16 protein-coding genes are annotated in these 19145 nt (G+C 64.4%); 7 read left to right on the top strand and 9 right to left on the bottom strand.

Going from position 1 to position 19145, the window contains the following annotated elements; translation table 11 throughout:
- The 3 genes from PMI02_RS21050 to alkB all read left to right on the top strand — a co-directional run.
- The coding region (locus PMI02_RS21050; protein ID WP_007686700.1) for a methylated-DNA--[protein]-cysteine S-methyltransferase at window positions 1–728 on the top strand (728 nt) is incomplete at its 5' end.
- Between the two features lie 5 nt (window positions 729–733).
- Complete coding sequence (locus PMI02_RS21045) at window positions 734–1429, top strand: 2OG-Fe(II) oxygenase (RefSeq protein ID WP_007686698.1); 696 nt, start codon at window positions 734–736, stop codon at window positions 1427–1429.
- Window positions 1416–2075: a DNA oxidative demethylase AlkB gene (gene alkB, locus PMI02_RS21040; protein WP_007686696.1), complete on the top strand. Its 660-nt coding sequence runs from the start codon at window positions 1416–1418 to the stop codon at window positions 2073–2075. The genes PMI02_RS21045 and alkB overlap by 14 nt, the downstream gene beginning before the upstream one ends.
- Before the next feature lie 135 nt (window positions 2076–2210).
- Here the strand turns inward: alkB and PMI02_RS21035 are convergent, their stop codons facing one another.
- Window positions 2211–3587, bottom strand: coding sequence for an IS1182 family transposase (locus PMI02_RS21035; protein WP_007686693.1), 1377 nt, complete (start codon window positions 3585–3587; stop codon window positions 2211–2213).
- A gap of 223 nt (window positions 3588–3810) precedes the next feature.
- A complete protein-coding gene (locus PMI02_RS21030) occupies window positions 3811–4230 on the bottom strand; it encodes an ester cyclase (RefSeq protein WP_007686692.1) in 420 nt (139 codons plus the stop codon).
- A 104-nt stretch (window positions 4231–4334) separates the two neighbouring features.
- On the opposite strand from PMI02_RS21030, the gene PMI02_RS21025 reads away from it, so the two are divergent.
- Window positions 4335–4781, top strand: a complete 447-nt coding sequence (locus PMI02_RS21025; RefSeq protein WP_007686690.1) for a MarR family winged helix-turn-helix transcriptional regulator — start codon at window positions 4335–4337, stop codon at window positions 4779–4781.
- A 32-nt stretch (window positions 4782–4813) separates the two neighbouring features.
- Here the strand turns inward: PMI02_RS21025 and PMI02_RS21020 are convergent, their stop codons facing one another.
- Complete coding sequence (locus PMI02_RS21020) at window positions 4814–5800, bottom strand: GlxA family transcriptional regulator (protein WP_007686688.1); 987 nt, start codon at window positions 5798–5800, stop codon at window positions 4814–4816.
- Window positions 5801–5924: 124 nt separating this feature from the next.
- Between PMI02_RS21020 and PMI02_RS21015 the strand changes: the two genes are divergently transcribed.
- Genes PMI02_RS21015 through PMI02_RS21005 form a run of 3 tightly spaced genes read left to right on the top strand, consistent with a single transcriptional unit; the run spans window position 5925 to window position 8901 of the window.
- A complete protein-coding gene (locus PMI02_RS21015) occupies window positions 5925–6578 on the top strand; it encodes an HD domain-containing protein (RefSeq protein ID WP_007686687.1) in 654 nt (217 codons plus the stop codon).
- 47 nt (window positions 6579–6625) lie between these two features.
- The gene (locus PMI02_RS21010) at window positions 6626–7708 is read left to right on the top strand and encodes a pyridoxal-phosphate dependent enzyme (protein WP_007686685.1); all 1083 of its coding nucleotides are present in this window, start codon (window positions 6626–6628) and stop codon (window positions 7706–7708) included.
- Window positions 7705–8901, top strand: coding sequence for a threonine ammonia-lyase (locus PMI02_RS21005; RefSeq protein WP_007686683.1), 1197 nt, complete (start codon window positions 7705–7707; stop codon window positions 8899–8901). Before PMI02_RS21010 ends, PMI02_RS21005 begins: the two co-directional genes overlap by 4 nt.
- Window positions 8902–9423: 522 nt before the next feature.
- Here the strand turns inward: PMI02_RS21005 and PMI02_RS21000 are convergent.
- From PMI02_RS21000 to tkt, 6 genes are all read right to left on the bottom strand, one after another.
- Window positions 9424–10713, bottom strand: coding sequence for a glycoside hydrolase family 130 protein (locus tag PMI02_RS21000; protein WP_007686682.1), 1290 nt, complete (start codon window positions 10711–10713; stop codon window positions 9424–9426).
- An 81-nt stretch (window positions 10714–10794) separates the two neighbouring features.
- Window positions 10795–11625: a Cof-type HAD-IIB family hydrolase gene (locus tag PMI02_RS20995; RefSeq protein WP_007686680.1), complete on the bottom strand. Its 831-nt coding sequence runs from the start codon at window positions 11623–11625 to the stop codon at window positions 10795–10797.
- Between the two features lie 4 nt (window positions 11626–11629).
- On the bottom strand, window positions 11630–13096 hold the full coding sequence (zwf, locus tag PMI02_RS20990; protein ID WP_007686678.1) for a glucose-6-phosphate dehydrogenase: 1467 nt from the start codon (window positions 13094–13096) through the stop codon (window positions 11630–11632).
- On the bottom strand, window positions 13093–14073 hold the full coding sequence (gene gnd / locus PMI02_RS20985) for a phosphogluconate dehydrogenase (NAD(+)-dependent, decarboxylating) (RefSeq protein WP_007686676.1): 981 nt from the start codon (window positions 14071–14073) through the stop codon (window positions 13093–13095). The genes zwf and gnd overlap by 4 nt, the downstream gene beginning before the upstream one ends.
- Window positions 14074–14088: 15 nt before the next feature.
- Entirely contained in the window at window positions 14089–16863 is a 2775-nt protein-coding gene (locus PMI02_RS20980) for a bifunctional transaldolase/phosoglucose isomerase (protein WP_007686675.1), read from the bottom strand.
- Entirely contained in the window at window positions 16860–18947 is a 2088-nt protein-coding gene (tkt, locus tag PMI02_RS20975; protein WP_007686673.1) for a transketolase, read from the bottom strand. Before tkt ends, PMI02_RS20980 begins: the two co-directional genes overlap by 4 nt.
- Window positions 18948–19145 lie beyond the last annotated feature (198 nt).

Here is a 19145-nt window from a genome sequence, read left to right as displayed (position 1 = left end):
CGCTCAGCCCCGGCTATTTCCATCGCATCTTCAAGGCCCATACCGGGCTGACACCTAGGGGATATGCGACCGCGCATCGCGCAAAGCGTGTCCGCGAGGCGCTGGCTGGCGAGAACAGCGTCACCGAGGCGATTTACGATGCCGGTTTCAGTTCGAGCGGCCGCTTTTACGAAGCATCGAACGCGATGCTCGGCATGACCCCGTCGAGCTTCCGCAAGGGCGGCGCGAAAGAGGCGATCCGCTTTGCGATCGGCGAAACGACGCTGGGTGCGATCCTGGTTGCATCAAGCGCGAAGGGGGTCGCGGCGATCCTGCTCGGCGACGATCCGGATGCTCTGGCCCGAGATCTGCAGGATCGCTTCCCCAATGCGACCCTGATCGGCGCCGACGCCGAGTATGAGGCGATCGTCGCCAAAGTCGTCGGCTTCGTCGAGGCGCCGGAGGTCAGTCTCGATCTGCCGCTCGACGTGCGGGGCACAGCCTTCCAGCAGCGGGTATGGCAGGCGCTGCGCGACATTCCGGTCGGACAGACCGTGTCCTACAGCGATGTCGCCGAGCGCATCGGCGCGCCGACTGCGATGCGCGCAGTCGCAGGGGCCTGCGCCGCCAACAAGCTGGCGGTCGCCATCCCCTGCCACCGCGTCGTCCGCAACGACGGTGCCTTTTCCGGCTATGCCTGGGGCGTCGAGCGCAAGCGCAAGCTGCTCGCCATGGAGCAGGCGGCGTGATCGGGATGCGCGTCGACGATTTCGACTGGACGGAGGTTGCTAGCAGCCTTGATCGGCAGGGCTGGGCGATCCTGCCCGGCCTTCTGGCGACGGATCAGTGCGACGCGATTGCCGGCATGTACGGCGACAGTCCAGCGTTTCGCAGCCATGTCGCTATGGCGCGGCATGGGTTTGGAAGGGGCGAATATCGCTATTTCTCCTACCCGCTGCCCAATCTCGTGCGGATGTTGCGGACGACGCTCTATCCAAAGCTCGCCCCGATCGCGAACAGCTGGCACGATCGCATGGGGATGGCCGTCCAATTTCCGGCCACCCATGCGGAATTCTTGGAGCGATGCCACGACGCCGGCCAGCGCCGACCCACCCCGCTGCTGCTGCAATATGGCCCAGGCGACTATAACTGCCTCCATCAGGATTTGTACGGTGAGCATGTCTTCCCCTTGCAGGTGGCAGCCTTGCTGTCCGAGCCGCACGCCGCATTCGAGGGCGGTGAGTTCGTGCTGACCGAGCAGCGACCGCGCATGCAGTCGCGGCCCGTGGTCGTCCCACTCACCAAGGGCGACGCTGTGGTGTTCGCCGTGAACGCTCGGCCGCACCGTGGCACCAGAGGCGATTACCGGGTCACGCTGCGGCACGGTGTAAGCGAAGTGCGGTCCGGCTGCCGGCATACAATCGGGATCATTTTTCATGACGCCGCCTGAGACGATTTTTCCGACCGATCTGTTCGAGGAAGGTCGACGCGCCATGCCGCTGCAACCCGGAGCGATGCTGCTGGGAGGCTTCGCCTCGCCAGGGGCCGACGCGCTGCTGGCCGACCTCCACCGCGTCGCGGAGGTGGCACCGTTCAGGAAGATGGTCACCCCGGGCGGATGGCAGATGTCGGTCGCCATGACCAATTGCGGCAGCCTCGGCTGGATGACGGATCGCACCGGCTATCGCTACGACGCGCTCGATCCGTGGACGGGAAATCCGTGGCCGGAGATGCCCGAGACTTTCCGCTGTCTCGCCGAGCGGGCGGCCGAGGTCGCCGGCTATGCTCGGTTCGACCCGGATTCGTGCCTCATGAACCGATACGAGCCCGGCTCCCGGCTTTCGCTCCATCAGGACCGGAACGAGAGGGACTTCGACGCGCCGATCGTCTCGGTGTCTCTGGGGCTAGCCGCTACGTTTCTGTGGGGCGGCGCCACCCGAAGTGGGAAGCCGATGCGCGTGCGGCTGTTTCACGGCGACGTGGTGGTCTGGGGTGGCCCGGCGCGGCTGACGTTCCATGGCGTGGATACGCTGCGCGGCAGCGTTAGCCTGGCAGGCGAATTTCGGTACAACCTTACTTTTCGCGCGGCCCGTTGAACGGCGGCTCGTGCCGAATCCGGACGTTGGCAACGTTATCGGCGAACGGCGTGAAGTGGTCGATAGTGTTGAAAAATCCACCGTTGAGATCGACGCTGTTGCCAGCTCAGGGGCAGTTAGGAGGGCTCATTCCGATCATGCGGGCCTTGGGGCGGCGGGCATCGGGATCAGCTTAGCCAACTTGCGAAGGTTTTGTGCCGTGGCAGCCAAGAGAAACTCGTCTTTTGCACCATTTGGTCCTCGCAGGCGCAAGCGGTCGAGCTTGAGGATGCGTTTGAGGTGGGCGAACAGCATTTCAACCTTTTTCCGCTCGCGGCGGGAGGTGACATAGGCGTCGGTTTTGGACAAATCTCTTGCCAGATCCCGGGCCCCCTCGTGGATTGATCGGATCACTTTTCGGTTGGGCTGACCTGGGCAGCATTGCGGCCTGAGAGCGCAGGCATCGCAGTCATGTTTACTGGCGCGGTAGCGGATGAACCCGTCCTGATCGACGTCAGGCGGTGGGATCGCATAGTTCTTGCGGCGCGGGAACAGCTCTTTGCCGCCGGGACATACATACAGATCATTTTGATGGTCGTAGCGGAACTCAGCGCGTTGGTAGCTTCCAGTCCGGCGGCCCGCATGATCGAAAATGGGAATATGCGGTTCGATGCCGCGCTCATGGACAAGCCAGGCGATATTGGCGGCATCGCCATAACCAGTATCGGCGGCCAGGCGCTGTGGCCAAATGCCAAAGCGTTTCTGCGTCCTATCGATCATCGTTCGCTGCGCCGTCACCTCGGCGGGGCGAATGGCTGTGGTGGCTTCAACATCAACAATTACGCCGTTTTCCAAATCGATGAGATAATTGGTGCTGTAAGCGAAGAAGGCTTGTCCGCCATGAGCGCTTGTCCAGCGCGCTGCAGGATCGGCAGGTGACAGATATTTGGGTGTGACGGGCGATGCCGCGCCGAACGCTGCCGCATCGAGCACCTCCAGATACTCCCGGGCTGCATGGTTGCCGATCTCCGGGGGCAAGCCTTCCTCGCCGGGCACACCTCGCTGGCGGTTCGCGTCGGCCTTGATTAGGCTGGCGTCGACGGCAAAGCCCTCGCCACCGACCAATCCCTCCTCGATACAGCGCGTGACCGTCATCTCGAACAGGTCCCGCAACAGATCGCTCGCCCGGAAGCGGCCATGGCGGTTCTTGGAAAACGTCGAATGATCCGGCACCGCTCCGTCAAGGCCGAGGCGGCAAAACCAGCGATAGGCCAGGTTGAGATGCACTTCCTCAAAGAGGCGCCGTTCTGACCGGATCCCAAGGCAATAGCCAACCAGCAACATCCGGATCATGAGTTCGGGATCGATCGAAGGGCGGCCCGTCTCACTATAGAATGGCCGCAGCTTCTCCCGGATACCGCTCAGGTCCACAAAGCGGTCAACGGCCCGCAGCAGGTGGGTTTGCGGCACATGGTCCTCTAGGCTGAAGCTGTAAAACAGCGCCTCCTGCATCACCGTTCGAGCACCCATCATCAGTCTGTCTCCCAACGACAGGACCAGTGAATCAGGACTTTGCAACTACTGCAAGGCTGAGTTTTTCAACACTATCGGTCGTCTCCCGCCGGCGCCGAACACCGCATCCTAGGGCATTCTGGCGGTCTTGTCGGCGGTCTGACCGGCGGCTTTCGTCATTTACGGCCGCTGGTTCTGGTGTTGAGTTCTAGCGAACTTACCGAGCACAGACGTCACCAAGGGCTTACGAATCTATCCCACGCAATGCCGCGAGAACCGTAGAGAGCGTGTTCAGCCCCCAATGTTCGACATAGCGACCGTCCTCCAGACGTACGATGTCGATCACATCGATTGAGACGATTTTATGTGTCGCTGCAACATCCATGAGTTGGCCTGTGTGCTGACCAGAAATCGTCTTTCGCGTGGTGACCAGATCGCCCTGCGCAATCTGGTCATGGATGATCACTTTCAGGCCCGAGAGTGCGGGCCGCAGCATATTTTCGAACGTGTTCCACATGCTCTCCGGTCCGTTGACCATGCCCGGCGAGGCTGAGCGATTGATAAAGTCGGGGGCAACCAGAGCTTCGAACACCGCCCGGTTACCCGCTGCGATGACTTCCTCGTTGAAACGCCGCACGGCGGCCTTGTTCGTGTCTGTGAGCATGGCGATTCCCAATCGAAGAAGCTAGGAATATATACAGCTATACTGTATATATCAAGACCATGGCGATGCGCTGCTAGCCCGCCGACGGGGAGGAGTTCTATTCGATGAAACAGTCTGGTTCCCGACGTGATGAAGCAAGCCGCCTGGGTGAGGACTTGCGTCAGGCGGTCAGCGCATTCGTACGGACGATCCGCCGCGACGCCGATACACCTCGTTCAGCGCAAGCCGAGACACTTGCCCTTCTCGATAGGGAAGAGTCACTGAACATCGCGGCGCTGGCCAAACACCGCCAGGTCACGCACCAGACGATGCGGGTTGTCGCCAGGCAGATGGAGATCGCCGGCCTCATCATGCGGACGCCTGATCCGCACGACAGGCGAAGCCAGCTATTTTCCCTGTCGGTGAGCGGCCGCCGGGAGCTGGCCGATGAGCGCGCGAAGCGTGCGGCAACCATCACGGCGATGATTCGCGATGAATTGTCCAGCGACGAACGGGCCATCTTGCGGCAGGCCATTCCACTCCTTGAGCGGCTCAATAGCGCCGCCAAGTGATGCCGGTATACCCCCGTGGCCGGGAGGGTTCTTCAAGCAGGCTCAGACTTCCCGGACGCGAAGCTTTCGCGATAACGTAGCGGACTCAGCCCAAGCCGGCGCTGGAAGACGGCGCGCATCTGTTCCGGACTGGCAAAACCGCAATCGAAGGCTACCGCCTTGAGCGCCAGATCTGTCGCTTCAAGAAGACTGCGCGCATGGTCGAGGCGAACACTCTCCACAAAATCGTGCGGGGTGATGCCCAGTTCCCTCGTAAACAGGCGCGCGATACTGCGTATGCTAGTTCCCCCGATGGCCGCCAACCGCTCGACTGGGAAAGGCTCCCCGGGATGCGCCATGACATAAGCCTGCAACTTGCCAAGCGGCGTAGCGGGATCAGAGGGCGGCAACAGCATCGGACTGAATTGGGATTGCCCACCCTGACGCTGCGACACGACGACAAGACGCTTGGCGCATGCCAGAGATATCGCCGCGCCATGATCTTCGGCCACCAGCGCGAGAGCCAGATCGATGCCCGCCGTCACCCCCGCCGAGGTCACCAGGCGCCCGTCACGCGCGTGGATCCTGTCATGCTGGACGCGGGCGGCAGGGAAGGATGCCGCAAGATGGGCGGCATTCTGCCAATGGGTGGTCACCGTTCGGCCATCGAGCAATCCCGCTCGCCCCAGTGCAAACGCCCCGGTGCAGATCGAACCATAGCGCTTGGCCTTGACGCCCCACACACGCAGCCATGCCGACATTGCCTCGTCATCTGGCTTGTCCGGCAGCGCCGGCCCTCCTGCCACCAACACAGTGTGGAAGCGGCGCGAAGCCTGCGCGAAACTGAGATGGGCCGTCATCGGCATGCCGTTGGACGCCGGGATGACGCAGGTATGCTCGGCAACCAACCGGCAGTCGTACCGATCATCATGTGACACAAACCCGTTCGCTTCGGCAAAGACATCGAGCGGCCCGGCCACATCCAGTGCCTGAACCCCGTCATGAATGACAAGGGCCACTTCTTTTCTCGCCACATGCATACCCCTTGTCTTGGCGGCAGGATATCGCGCTAAGCTGGCAGAATATCAACGGTCACTATCGTTGCGGCCAAAGGCATGAACGGAAGATAAGCCGGGCAACGCAGTTCCATCACGGAGATCAACGATGACCAGCACCACCCTGCCCAGCGTCGAGGGCGTCACCATTCCCGACACCCGGCTTGCCCGGGCGATCACAGAATTCATCCGCGACACTGAGACCGAATTGCTTTTCAACCACTCCAGTCGCGTCTATTTCTTCGGCGCCATCGCCGGCCTGGATCGCGGGCTGACCTTCGACCGAGAGCTGCTGTATGCCGCAACGATGTTCCACGACATCGGCTTGATGCCCTCGCACAGCACGCCGCATCTGCGCTTCGAGGTCGACGGTGCTAACGCCGCGCGCGACTTTCTGGCCAGCTACGCCATCGACCCGTCCGATATCGAGAAGGTGTGGACGGGCGTCGCTCTGCACACCACGCCGGGCGTGCCGGAATTCATGCACCCGGTCATCGCCTTGACCACCGCAGGGGTCGAGATGGATGTGCTGGGCCTGACGTATGACCGGTATTCCGACCCGGTGCGTGAGGCTGTCGTGGCCGCCTTCCCTCGCTCGGCCCAATTCAAGGAGGACATCATTCAGACCTTCTACGACGGCATCAGGCACAAGCCTGACACCACCTTCGGCAACGTCAAGGCTGATGTATTGGCCGACAAGAACCCGCACTTTCACCGCGGCAATTTCTGCTCGGTAATCCGGTGTTCGCATTGGAAGGCGTGATGGCGGCATGATGTGAAGGCGCATGGCGGCATTTCGGGTATGTCGTCATGGTCGCACAGCCGATGAAAGGAACGAACGTGACGTCAGGGCTGGATCAATTTGTCCGTTTCCCCCTGCTTGAAGGCCCGACCCCCATCCAGCGGCTATCGCGTTTGGAAGAGGTGCTGGGCGAGGCTACGGGCGGCGCGCGGCTGTTCATCAAGCGTGACGACCTGACGGGCGTGGGCGGCGGCGGCAACAAGCTGCGCAAGCTCGAACTGCTGATCGGGGACGCGCTGGCACGAGGATGCGATACCTTCATCACGACTGGCGGCCTGCAATCCAACCACGCGCGACAGGCTGCCGCCGCTTCCGCGCGTGCCGGCCTGGCTTGCGAGCTCATGTTGACCGATGTGGTCCCTCGCCATGACGATGCCTATCAGCATAACGGCAATCTGCTGCTGGACGATCTGCTGGGTGCGACGGTTCACCGCTTGCCCGGTGACGCCGATGCGCTGGCCGCCGCGGAGGAGCGGGCTCGGGAGTTGGACCGAGAGGGGTGCCATGCCTATGTCGTAGGCAGTGGCGGATCATCGCCGCTCGGTTGCCTGGGCTATGCCCGTTGTGTGGCTGAAATACGCGAGCAGGAGAGGCAACATGCTCTCACCTTCGCCGCGATCGCCGTGGCCAACGGAAGCTCGGGCACGCATGCCGGGCTTGCCGGAGGCATGGCGGCGGCCGGCGACGATCCCAGGCGGGTGCTGTCCTGGACAGTGCTGGCGCCATTGGTGGAAGCGCGGCAGACAACGTTGCAACTGACCAAGGCAACGCTGGAGTTGATGAATCCGGAAATGTCGTTGCCAGAGGAAGCGATCATGGTCGATGGGTCGCAGCGCGGCGAGGGGTATGGCATTCCGACCGCCGCCACGCTGGACGCCCTGCGCCGGTTGGCGCGGTCCGAAGGTCTCCTGCTCGATCCGGTCTATAGCGGCAAGGCCTTCGCGGGCTTTCTCGAACGCGCGCGCAGCGGTGTCTGGCGGGATCAGGACGTGCTGTTCATCATGACGGGCGGCACCCCGGGCCTGTTCGCCTACCGCGACGCCCTGGCCTGCGACGACCCTGCTGTGGCAAGCAAGGGTCGTTCGGCGTGATCGGTCTCAGTGACGTCAGGGACGCTGCCGCGCGCATCCTTGGCACTATCGTCCGCACCCCGACCATTCGCAGTGAAGCCCTTAGTCGGCTCACGAAGGCGGAGGTCTGGCTCAAACTAGACACGCTGCAGGTCACGGGTGCCTTCAAGGAGCGGGGCGCGGCCAATCGGCTCGCTTTGCTGACGTCGCAGGAACGCGAGGCTGGCGTGGTTGCCATGTCGGCCGGCAACCACGCGCAGGCGGTGGCGCGCCATGCCTCGCTGCTCGGCATCCGGGCCGTGATCGTCATGCCCGCCTTCACACCGGCAACCAAGGTGACGCGCACTGCGCGCTGGGGCGCCCAGGTGGTGCTGCATGGCGATACGCTGGCGGAGGCGGCCGCCCATGCAAGGGCGCTGGCAGACCAGGAGGGACTGGTTTTCGTCCACCCTTATGATGATGACGCCGTGATCGCTGGACAGGGTACGCTGGCGCTCGAGATGATCGAGGACATTCCCATTCTCGAAACGATGGTCGTGCCGGTTGGCGGCGGCGGGCTCGCCGCAGGCTGCGCGATCGCGGCGCTGGGTGCGGCTCGGCCCATGGATGTCTTCGGTGTGGAGGTCGAGACCTACGCGGCGATGGCGCAGGAACTGGCGGGTGTGCCCGTCCGTGTGGGCGGTTCGACGATCGCCGAAGGCATTGCGGTGCGCGACGTGGGGCGGCGCCCGCTAGAGATTCTGCAGCGCCATGCGCGGCAGATCCTGACCGTTTCCGAGCACGCCATCGAAGATGCAGTCGCTCTGCTAGCCGAAGAGGGCAAGATCGTGGCGGAAGGGGCTGGAGCGGCAGGTGTCGCGGCCTTGCTGGCTCATCCCGCGCTATTTCATGGCCGCGCGATAGGTGTCCCGGTGTGCGGGGCCAATATCGACAACCGCGCTCTGGCCAACGTCTTGCAACGCGTAATGCTTCGTGACGGGCGTCTCATGCGGTTGGTGTTCGACATTCCCGACCGACCCGGCATCCTGGGGGAAATTTCTAGCCGGATTGGTGCCGCAGGAGCGAACATCATCGAGGTCTCTCACCACCGCCTACACACCTCACCAAACGTGCAAGCTGCCCGGTTGGAGGTCATGCTCGAAGCGCGGGACACAGCACATGGCACAGCTGTGCTCAGCGTGCTGGACCAGTTTTATACAGTGGAGAGGATTTGATCGAAGCAGCTGACCACTCAATCTGCGATTGACGCTCGCAGCGTCATGGAACTTGGGCTACCGCTCTGGTCAGTTGCGGACCGTCCCATCAACACGGACGAACGGCGAGTTGGGCGCGGCCAGCCAGTAGCGCCCTGCGCTGGCACGGAACTTCGCCCTCATTAAGGTCATTCCAAGCTAAAATCAGATGACCGACTCCGTCCGTCGGTTAATCACCGTAGATGGGACATTTTACCGTTTCAAAGCGATAGGTCGTCACTGCAGCTTTTGACATGAGCCGACATTCATCGGTTTCCTAACGGCATCGCATAATGACAGAAAGGCGGCCTTGCCGGACTGGCCGCTTGTCGCCGATCAAACGTAGCAAGCAGAGCGGCTTTTAACATTGTAAACGGCTGAGCGCGGTCACAGCTTTGAAGTGCCGATGGAAGGCCGACACAATAAGCGCGGCCATTTCCGCCCATGCCGCTGCCCGGAGCAGCCGCGTGCGTTTACGATTGCGCGCGAGCTGCGCACACGACTTTAAATTTGGACCATTGCGCACAGCAAGTCATCAAGATCTGCGACGGCAAAGCATGTGGACTCATCGCCGACGCCATAGGGTAAAAGCACTCGTCTTTCGTGAACCAGCGCCCCGCAGCTGTAAGTGACGTTGGGAACGTAGCCGCCGTGCTGCTCGGCGCTGGGGAAAATGAGGGGAGCGCTGGTGCGCGCAAGCACGCGCGACGGATCCGCCTTGTCGAGCAGGCACGCACCGATGCAGTAACCCCGCACCATGCCGACCCCGTGGGTGAAGACGAGCCAGCCCTCTTCGATCTCGATCGGCGATCCGCAGTTCCCCAGCTGCACGAACTCCCAGGGAAACTGCGGCGCCATGATGATGGAGCCCTCTTCCCAGACGTACAGATCGTTGGAGCGCAGAAGCCAGATGTTTTCGCTGTCCTGCCGCCCGAGCATCACGAACTGGCCGTCGATCCGGCGCGGGAACAGCGCCATGCCCTTGTAGCCCGTCATGGCGCCGGTCAGGGGGCGCATCTCGAAGGTGCGAAGGTCAACGCCGCGCACCATTTCCTGCCGGGTGTTGCGCCCGTCAAAGGCGGTATAAGTGCCGATTACGAGTTCGCTGCCGTCCTCGTCGATGAAGTTGACCATTCGCAGGTCCTCCACGCCCTGGCGTTGGGAGGGAAGGACGGGGAAGATGACGGTTTCCGAGATATCCTGGCTGTCGTCACACAGGAGGCGGACCCAGCCTTCGTGGTCGCTCTCGATGCAGGGCGGGACGCCGTATTCGCTGGGTGTATCGATGGTCACGACCTCGCCTCCGTCCCAGGTGCCGGTACGAAACGTGACCGAGGATATGTGGCCTTCGCCGATGCCGCGTAGCGAGAGCAGGAACCGGGTGCCGCCATCGGCGCCTTCGCTCTCGCCCGGCATGCGCACGATGCTGGGGTTGAACAGGGCTGCGGATTCGAAGGCGTATTCCTGGCTGAAATAGGCCCCGATGAGCAGGCGATCGCGTTCATTGACCCCGGTCAGATCGCCCAGTTCGTCGCCAATGGCTTCCAGGTGGCGCAGGAACGTGCGCTCGACGTTGCGATGACGTTCGCGCATCGGACCCGCGATGAAATCGAACATCCGCTCGCGGACCGCGTCATCCAGACCCAGAATGCGCTGGACCACGGCTTGCGGGCGGAGAGCCCGGCCCTCGGCGAAGGCTGGGGGATAGGCGAAGGAGAACGGACGGATCACCGTCCGGGCGGGATCTGGCCTGAGTTCGAGGTCGAGCTTGGTGAATACCTGCGCAGCTTCCATGCCGTGTCTCCCATGGCAACGACATGCCGCGCCCGGCGAGAGGAACGCCGTAGCAACGACAAAGTTCGGATGTATCCGGTGTTATCTTCCCGCGGCAGCCCAGCAGCCGGGCCCGTAGTCGCCGTTCAAAAGGGCTTCGATCGCCCGCGCGACGCCATCGTCGTCGCTGCTCGCCGTCACATGGTCTGCATGGGCCTTCACCTCGTCGGTGGCCTGTCCCATCGCGATGGAAAAGCCGGCCCGCGCGAACATCGGCAGGTCGTTGGCCTGATCGCCGATCACCGCCACATCTTCGAGCGGTACGCCGAAGGCCGCGGCGATATGGCTGATGCCGTCACCCTTGTTCGCCCGCGGAGCCGTTACGTCGAGGTAATAGGTCTGTGAGCGGGCAATGGTGGCCCGAGCGCCCGCGATATCCCTGGCTGCGTCTGCCAGCGTCGTCAGACGCTGATCGTCGGGGCTTACGCCGACGATCTTGTCGACACGCCCCAGCACCGCGGTGAAATCCTGCGTGATGACCGGCTGCACGTTGGCCGCCTTGACCTCGCGCAGGTTGTAGGGGTCGTCCGCGCTGTTCGAATACCACAATCCATCGGCAAACACCCAGCAGGTGATTCCGGCTTTGCACACCAGTTCGATGACGCCGCGCGCGACTTCGGCCTCCAGGCCATGGCGTTCAACGACCGTGCCGTCGCGCATGAACACCGTGCCGCCGTTGAATGCACCGAACGGTCCCGGAAGGCCGATTTCCTCCGCGATCCACCCGATGCCAGACGGCGGACGGGCGCTGATGAGACTCATCGGCACCCCCGCCGCAACGAGCTTGCGCGCCGCTGCCACGGTGGCCGGTGCCAGTGACTTGTCGGAGCGGACGAGAGTGCCGTCGATGTCGGAAACGAGGAGGCGGATCATATGCTCATCCCAAGGAGTTCCAGTGCCGACCGTCGCGCGCCAGCAAGGTTTCGGCGTCGGCGGGCCCATCGCCGCCCGCTTCGTAATCCTCGGGCTGTCCGGCTGTCTGCCAGCTTTCGAGCACCGGCTCCATCGCAGCCCAGCCTGCCTCGATCATGTCCGCCCGCTGGAACAGCGTCTGGTCGCCGATGAAGGCATCGTAGAGCAGCGTCTCGTATCCGGTGCGATGACCCATGGTGAAGGCATCGGCATAGGCGAAGTCCATGCTGACTTCGGCGGTATCGACCAGCGGTCCGGGCTTCTTGGCGAGGAAGCGGAGCGACATGCCCTCCTGCGGCTGGATCTGCAGGACCAGCCGGTTGGGCGGTAGCTGGCCGACATCGGTGTCGCGGAACAGGGCGAAGGCGACCGGCTTGAACTGCAGGACGATCTCGGTGTCACGCGCCGTCATCGCCTTGCCGGTGCGCAGGTAGAACGGCACCCCGACCCAGCGCCAGGACTCGATCTCCACTTTGACCGCCGCATAAGTCTCGGTGCGGCTGTCGGAGGCGACGTCGGCTTCCTTCAGGTAGTCCGGCACGTCCTTGTCGCCCGCGCGCCCCGCCACGTACCGGCCCCGCACGGCATGGGTCTCCACCTCGGCCGCGCGCGGGCCGCGCACCGCCGCCAGGACTTTCGCCTTTTCGTTGCGCACCGCTTCGGCATCGAACGAGTTGGGCGGCTCCATCGCCACCATCGCGAGGAGTTGGAACAGGTGGTTGGGCACCATGTCGCGCAGAGCGCCGGTAGCGTCGTAGAACTTGCCGCGTGTATCGATCGAGACGGTCTCGGCCGCCGTGATCTGGACATGATCGATATAGCGGTTGTTCCAGATCGCCTCGAACAGATGGTTGCCGAAACGCGCGACCATGATGTTCTGGACCGTCTCCTTGCCCAGGAAATGATCGACCCGGTAGATCTGGCCCTCCGGAATGCAGGCGAGCAAACGGGCGTTGAGGTCCCGCGCAGAGGCGAGATCATGGCCGAAGGGCTTTTCCACCAGGACCCTGCGAAAGCCCTCGTCCTCATTCAACACCCGCGCTGCCGCCAGTTTCTCGACCACGGGGCCGAAGAACTGCGGCGCGGTGGCGAGATAGAACACTGCGTTGCCGCTCACCCGCTTCGCCAACTCGGCGTAAGTGGCGTCCTGTTCGAAATCTCCCTGCAGGTAGCCGATCCGCCGCCGGAGCGATTGCCAGGCATCGCTGCCGCGCTCTTCCTTGGGGATGAAGGCTTCCAGCTCGCCGCGCAGCTTTTCGTCGCCAGCCTCGTGGTGGCTGACCCCAAGGATCGCAAAACCCTCCGGGATCAGGTCATCGCGCACGAGGTTGAAGATCGAGGGTACGAGGAGGCGCCGGGCCAGGTCGCCCATCGCGCCGAAGATGACGAGCGTGGCCGCCGGCGCCACCGCCGGCCCCGCGCCGTCCGTCACTGCGGCATCTCGACGTGGCCGCCGAAGCCGAAGCGCATCGCAGACAGCAACTTGTCGCCGAAGGTCGTGTCCACACGGCTGCGATAGCGCGCGAACAGCGCGGCCGAAAGCACGTAGACCGGCACCGCCTCTTCCATCGCGGCATCGATCGTCCAATGGCCTTCGCCGGAGTCCGCGACGCGGCCGGTGAACTGCTCCAGGTTGCGATCCTTCGCAAGGCCAATGGCGGTAAGGTCGAGCAGCCAGGAGGAGATGACGCTGCCGCGCCGCCAAACCTCGGCCACGTCGGGGAGGTCGATGTCGAACCGCTCCTCTTCGGGCAGTTTGTCGGAAGCGCGGCCCTTGAGCACGTCGAACCCTTCGGCGTAGGCCTGCATGAGGCCGTATTCGATGCCGTTGTGGACCATCTTGACGAAGTGCCCCGCTCCCGCGGGGCCTGCGTGGATATAGCCCCGCTCGGCGCGAGCGTCGGGCGCGTCACGCCCCTCGGTGCAAGGGATGGTGCCGTAGCCGGGCGCCAGGGTGTTGAAGATCGGATCGAGCAGGTCGACCGTCTCCTTGTCGCCGCCGATCATCATGCAGTAGCCGCGCTCGAGGCCCCAGACGCCGCCCGAGGTGCCCACGTCGACGTAGTGCAGGTCCTTCTCGCGGCAGGCCTTGGCGCGGCGGATGTCGTCCTTGTAGAAGCTGTTGCCGCCGTCGATGAGGATGTCACCCGGCGAGGCGAGGTCCATCAGCTGCGTGATCGTATCTTCGGTCGGCGCGCCCGCCGGCAGCATGATCCAGAAGATGCGCGGACCGCCGTCGAACTTGCCGATGATTTCGGGCACCGAGCTGGCGGCTATCGCCCCCTCTCCCGCCAGTTCGGCGACGGCCGGTTCGTTGCGGTCGAAGGCGACGATCTCGTGGCCTCCACGCATCAGGCGGCGGGCGATGTTGGCTCCCATTCGGCCCAGGCCGATCATGGCGATACGCATGCTTGGTGATCCTTCCTAGAGAGTCGCGGCCGAGACCAGCGCGGCTTCCAGCGCCGACACGTCTCCGCTCTTGAGATGGACGCGCAGCGCCCGCTGCCCGCGCTGCACGAGCACATCGAGATCGCCGCGCGCCTGCGCCAGTTGCACGGTGCCGAAGCTGGCCTTGCGTCCCGGCACGGCAAGGTCGCGGCCGGGCGTGCGGGTGATTTCGATGAAGGTCCCGGTAGCCGGGCCGCCCTTGTAGGCCTGTCCGGTCGAGTGCAGGAACCGCGGCCCGAAGCCGCCGACGGTGGCGATCTTCTTGGCATCGCGCACCGCCGTGCGCATACGGCCGAGCGCCGCCTGGTTGTCGGCATCGCGCTCGATATAGGCGAGGATGCCCAGGTAGCTGCCGGCTTTGAGCTGCGCCAGATGGCCTGCAAGGACCCCAGCAAGGCTCGTCTCGTCGAAAGTGGTCCCGGCCGGTGCGAACACGGCGACGGTGTCGTCCTCCCATACGGGCGTCTCGGGTTCGAGCGCGCCCGATTGCTCGTAGGCGTCGACCAGCTTGCGGGTTGCGATCTTGGCGTCCTCGACATCGGGCTGGTCGAAGGGATCGATGCCGATCACTGCCCCGGCGACGGCGGTGGCGATTTCCCAGCGAAAGAACTCCTGCGCCATCTGCGAGCGATTGGGCACGGTAATCGCGATGACCGGATGCCCGGCCGCCGCAAGCGCATCGAGCCTGGTCTCGAGATCGGGGTCCAGATCGCCCGCGAGGTGCAGATGCGCGAACACGCGGTCGGTGCCGTAGACGTCGGGTGGGCCCAGCGGCTCCAGGTCCACAGGCACGATGCCCCTGCCCTGCTTGCCGGTGGATTCGGCAATTAACTGCTCCAGCCACGAGCCGAACGGCGCCAGCCCGGCCGAGGGCACGATCGTCAGCTTGTCGCGCCCTCCCAGCGCCGCTTCGCCCAGGATCGCACCGAGACGAAAACCCGGATTGGCAGCAGGCGGCACGTCGTCGCCGCAGGCGAGGACCATCGGCCGGGTCGCAGCGAACAGCGCCTTCACGTCGATACCAATCGCGGCGGCCGGGGCCATGCCGAACACTGAGAGGACCGAATAGCGCCCGCCGATCGCGGGATCGCCATGGAACACTTGGCGGAACCCAGCTTCGCCCGCCAGCGCCTCCAGCTTCGAGCCGGGGTCGGTGACCGCGACGAAGTGATCGGCCTGCTCGCCCGAAGCGGCGAAGAAGTAGGCGCGCAGCAGTTCGGGCTCCATGGTCGAGCCGGACTTGGACGAGACGATGAACAGCGTCTCCTTCGGATCGATCTGCGCGGCGACCGCGCCGATCTGCTCCGGGTCGGTGGTGTCGAGGACGTGGAGCCGCGGATATCCCTGCGCCGAGCCGAGGACGAGCGAGAGCACTTCTGGGCCCAGGCTCGATCCGCCCATGCCCAGCAGTACCGCGTCCTTGAAGCCGCGCGCGGCCTCGGCAAGGTCCGACAGCTGCGCGAAGTCCACCTGCCTGCCCTCGCCCGCAGCCAGCCAGCCGAGCCATTTGCCCTCGTCGCCGCCGGTCCAGATCGAGGCGTCCCCGGCCCACAGCCCGCGCGACCACCCCGCCTTGCGCGCCGCTTCGAGACGGGCATCCACCGCGCTGGCGAGCGTTTCGGGCAGCCGCTCGGTCATCGCGTTCAGCTTGTCTCCGAACCATTTGGTGCGCCCGGACGCCACGCTGCCGAGTATCTTGTCGAAGGAGTCGGCGAACGACGCGAGCCCTTCGGTGAGCAGATGTTCGGTGACGACGGGCAGGTCCAGCCCGAGCGCCTCGGCATCGGCCAGCACCTGCTTCGCCGCATCCACATCGGCCGTGAGCGTCTGCGCGGTGGTGCCGTGGTCGCGGAAGCCGTCCATCGTCTTGGGCGGCATGGTGTTGACCGTATCGGGGCCGATCAGGCTGTCGATGTAGAGCGTATCGGGATAGGCCGCGTCCTTGGTCCCGGTCGAGGCCCAGAGCAGCCGCTGCGGTTTCGCCCCCTTGGCGGCCAAGGCCTGCCAGCGCGGCGAGGCCGAGGTGGCGATGAAGCTCTGGTAGGCCAGCTTGGCATTGGCGATCGCCAGTTTGCCGCGCAGCGCCTCGAGCCGATCGCTCTGAGCATCGTTGTCGCCGATCCGCTCGTCGATGGCCTTGTCGATCTGCGTGTCGATGCGGCTCACGAAGAAGCTGGCGACGCTGGCGATGCGATCTATCGGTTCGCCCCTGGCGACGCGCGCTTCGAGGCCGGCGAGATAGGCATCCGCGACCTTCTCGTAAGCGTCGATCGAAAACAGCAGAGTCACGTTGACGTTGATGCCGTCCTCGATCAGCTGCCGGATCGCGGGAACCCCGGCGGGCGTGCCCGGAACCTTGACCATCAGGTTCGGCCGGTCGACCACGTCCCAGAGCCGCCGCGCCTCTGAAATCGTGACTTCCGTGTTGTTCGCCGCGTAAGGCGAGACTTCAAGGCTGACGAAGCCGTCGCGCGCGTCGAGACGATCATAGACCGGTCTGAGCAGATCCGCCGCGCTGCGGATGTCGGGGATCGCCTCGCTTTCGTAGATGGCGCTGGTGCTGCCGTCCCCATCGTCGACGGCGCGTCCCGCCAGGGCCTTTTCGAAAATCGAGGGGTTGGAGGTGACGCCGGTGAGCGCGTCCTCGTCGATCAGCTTGGCAAGGCCACCGCTGGCGATGAAGTCCCGTTCGATGAAGTCGAGCCACACGGCCTGCCCGGCGGCGTTCAGTTCTACGAGACGACTGGTCATGACGCGTTCTTTCCGATGAGTTCGCGAGCCATTTTCACGGCGTTGTCGACCGTGAACCCGTACTTGGCCTGGAGTTTGGCGAGCGGCGCGGAAGCACCGAAGGTCGACATGGTGATGGTCGCCCCGTCGAACCCGACATAGCGGTCCCAGCCCAGCGAGCCCGCCTGTTCGATTGCAAGCCGCGCCCGCACCGAACGCGGGAATACGCTGAGTCGATAGGCGTCGTCCTGCTGCTCGAACGCATGCCAGCTGGGCATCGAGACCAGACGCGAGCGGACCCCGTCCGCCGTCAGCCGATCATGCGCCTCCAGTGCCAGCGAAACTTCGCTGCCGGTGGCGATGAGGATGACCTCGGGGTCGCCGTCGGCCGCATCGGCCAACACGTAGGCCCCGCGCCGCAGTCCGTCGGCGGCGGCTAGGCGCGAGCGGTCGAGCGTGGGCAAGGCCTGACGCGAGAGGACCAGCACGGTCGGTTCGTGCGTGGATTCCACTGCTACCTTCCAGGCCTCGGCGACCTCGTTGGCGTCGCCGGGACGGATCATGTTGAGGCCCGGTATGGCCCGCAGGGTAGCGAGATGTTCGATCGGCTGGTGGGTGGGGCCGTCCTCGCCGACACCAATCGAATCGTGGGTGAAGACGAATATGGTCGGCAGTTCCATGATCGCCGCCAACCGGATCGGCGTGCGCATGTAGTCGGCGAAGACCAGGAACGTCGCGGTGTAGGAACGCAGGTAGGACAGCGCCATGCCGTTCGCGATCGCGCCCATGGCGTGTTCGCGTACCCCGAAGTGCATGTTGCGTCCGCTCGGCGTGTCGGCCTCGAAGGTGCCTGCGCCCTGGAAGGTCAGGTTGGTCTTGGTAGAGGGCGACAGGTCGGCGGCGCCGCCCATCAGCAGTGGGATGTGCGGGGCGATGGCGTTGAGCACCTTGCCGCCGCTGTCGCGCGAGGCGATGCCCTTTGCGTCGGCCTCGAACACCGGAATGTCCTTTTCCCACCCCCCGGCGGCCTTGCCGGAGCGCAAGTTGTCGAGTTCGCCCGCGAGCTCGGGGAACTGGGCGCGATAGCGTTCGAACACGGCGTCCCAGTCCTGCCGCGCCTTGCCGCCATTGGCGTCCAGGGCGGCGCGGAAGGTATCGGAGACACCGTCGGGCACCAGGAACGAGGAATCCTCAGGCCAGCCATAAGCCTTCTTGGTGAGCCGCACGTTCTCTTCGCCCAGCGCCTCGCCGTGGGCCTTCTCGCTCCCGGCGCGGGGCGAACCCCACCCAATCACAGAACGCACGATGATGAGCGTGGGCCGGTCGTCGGTGGCGCGGAAGGTCCCGAGCGCACCGGCGACGGCGGCAGTGTCGTTGGCATCGGCCACATGCAGGACGTTCCAGCCATAGGCCTCGAAGCGCTTGCCGACATCCTCGGTGAAGGCAATCTGGGTCGATCCCTCGATCGAGATGCTGTTGTCGTCGTAGATCCAGCAAAGGTTCGACAGGCGCAAGTGCCCGGCGAGCGAGGCCGCTTCGCCCGAGATACCTTCCATCATGTCACCGTCGCCGCACATCGCGTAGACGTCGTGGTCGAACAGCGTGAAGCCGGGCCGATTGAAGCGCGCGGCAAGCGCGCGCTCAGCGATCGCCATGCCTACCGCGTTGGCGACGCCCTGGCCCAGCGGGCCTGTCGTCGTCTCGACACCGGTGGTCATGCGGTATTCGGGATGGCCCGGCGTCTTGGAGCCCAGCTGGCGGAACTGCCGGATATCGTCGAGGCTGACCGCCAGCTGGCCGGTCTTGCGCCCATCTGCTTCGATCTCCTCAACCGCAGCGAGGTGGAGCAGGGCGTAGAGCAGCATCGAGGCATGGCCGATCGAAAGCACGAAACGGTCGCGGTTGGGCCAATCGGGCGCGGCCGGATCATACCGCAGAAAGTCGCGCCATAGGGTATAGCCGACCGGCGCCATGGCCATGGGCGTACCCGGATGGCCGGAATTCGCTTTCTGGACGGCGTCCATCGCCAGAGTGCGGATCGTATCGATCGCCTGCCGTCTGGCGTCGGCATCCGAGGCGAGAGTGCGCGTGTCTAGGCTGGCCATGAGGCTCTCCTGTCAGCTATTTCAGAGGAATTACGTATCGCTAATGCAGCACCGTCCGGCGCGCCCCCGCACATGGGCAGTGGCTGCGCCGGGCAGCCCTCGCCGCGGGCGGAACAGAACTTCTGTCCGGCCGCCAGCGATACGATACCCATGACAAGGTTTTCAAGGGCTCGCCCGATGTGGCCGAGTCATCTTTTC

Origin of the sequence: Novosphingobium sp. AP12, from assembly GCF_000281975.1 — a bacterium.
Classification (GTDB): Bacteria; Pseudomonadota; Alphaproteobacteria; order Sphingomonadales; family Sphingomonadaceae; genus Novosphingobium.
The sequence above is the reverse complement of the archived record's forward strand: the minus strand, read 5'-3'. Positions and strand labels throughout refer to the sequence as shown.

Excerpts from the sequence above, each read along its gene's own strand:
- PMI02_RS21045 (WP_007686698.1), top strand. The coding sequence starts at position 734 with ATGCGCGTCGACGATTTCGACTGGACGGAGGTTGCTAGCAGCCTTGAT.
- alkB (WP_007686696.1), top strand. The coding sequence starts at position 1,416 with ATGACGCCGCCTGAGACGATTTTTCCGACCGATCTGTTCGAGGAAGGT.
- PMI02_RS21035 (WP_007686693.1), bottom strand. The coding sequence starts at position 3,587 with ATGATGGGTGCTCGAACGGTGATGCAGGAGGCGCTGTTTTACAGCTTC.
- PMI02_RS21030 (WP_007686692.1), bottom strand. The coding sequence starts at position 4,230 with ATGCTCACAGACACGAACAAGGCCGCCGTGCGGCGTTTCAACGAGGAA.
- PMI02_RS21025 (WP_007686690.1), top strand. The coding sequence starts at position 4,335 with ATGAAACAGTCTGGTTCCCGACGTGATGAAGCAAGCCGCCTGGGTGAG.
- PMI02_RS21020 (WP_007686688.1), bottom strand. The coding sequence starts at position 5,800 with ATGCATGTGGCGAGAAAAGAAGTGGCCCTTGTCATTCATGACGGGGTT.
- PMI02_RS21015 (WP_007686687.1), top strand. The coding sequence starts at position 5,925 with ATGACCAGCACCACCCTGCCCAGCGTCGAGGGCGTCACCATTCCCGAC.
- PMI02_RS21010 (WP_007686685.1), top strand. The coding sequence starts at position 6,626 with ATGGTCGCACAGCCGATGAAAGGAACGAACGTGACGTCAGGGCTGGAT.
- PMI02_RS21000 (WP_007686682.1), bottom strand. The coding sequence starts at position 10,713 with ATGGAAGCTGCGCAGGTATTCACCAAGCTCGACCTCGAACTCAGGCCA.
- PMI02_RS20995 (WP_007686680.1), bottom strand. The coding sequence starts at position 11,625 with ATGATCCGCCTCCTCGTTTCCGACATCGACGGCACTCTCGTCCGCTCC.
- gnd (WP_007686676.1), bottom strand. The coding sequence starts at position 14,073 with ATGCGTATCGCCATGATCGGCCTGGGCCGAATGGGAGCCAACATCGCC.
- PMI02_RS20980 (WP_007686675.1), bottom strand. The coding sequence starts at position 16,863 with ATGACCAGTCGTCTCGTAGAACTGAACGCCGCCGGGCAGGCCGTGTGG.
- tkt (WP_007686673.1), bottom strand. The coding sequence starts at position 18,947 with ATGGCCAGCCTAGACACGCGCACTCTCGCCTCGGATGCCGACGCCAGA.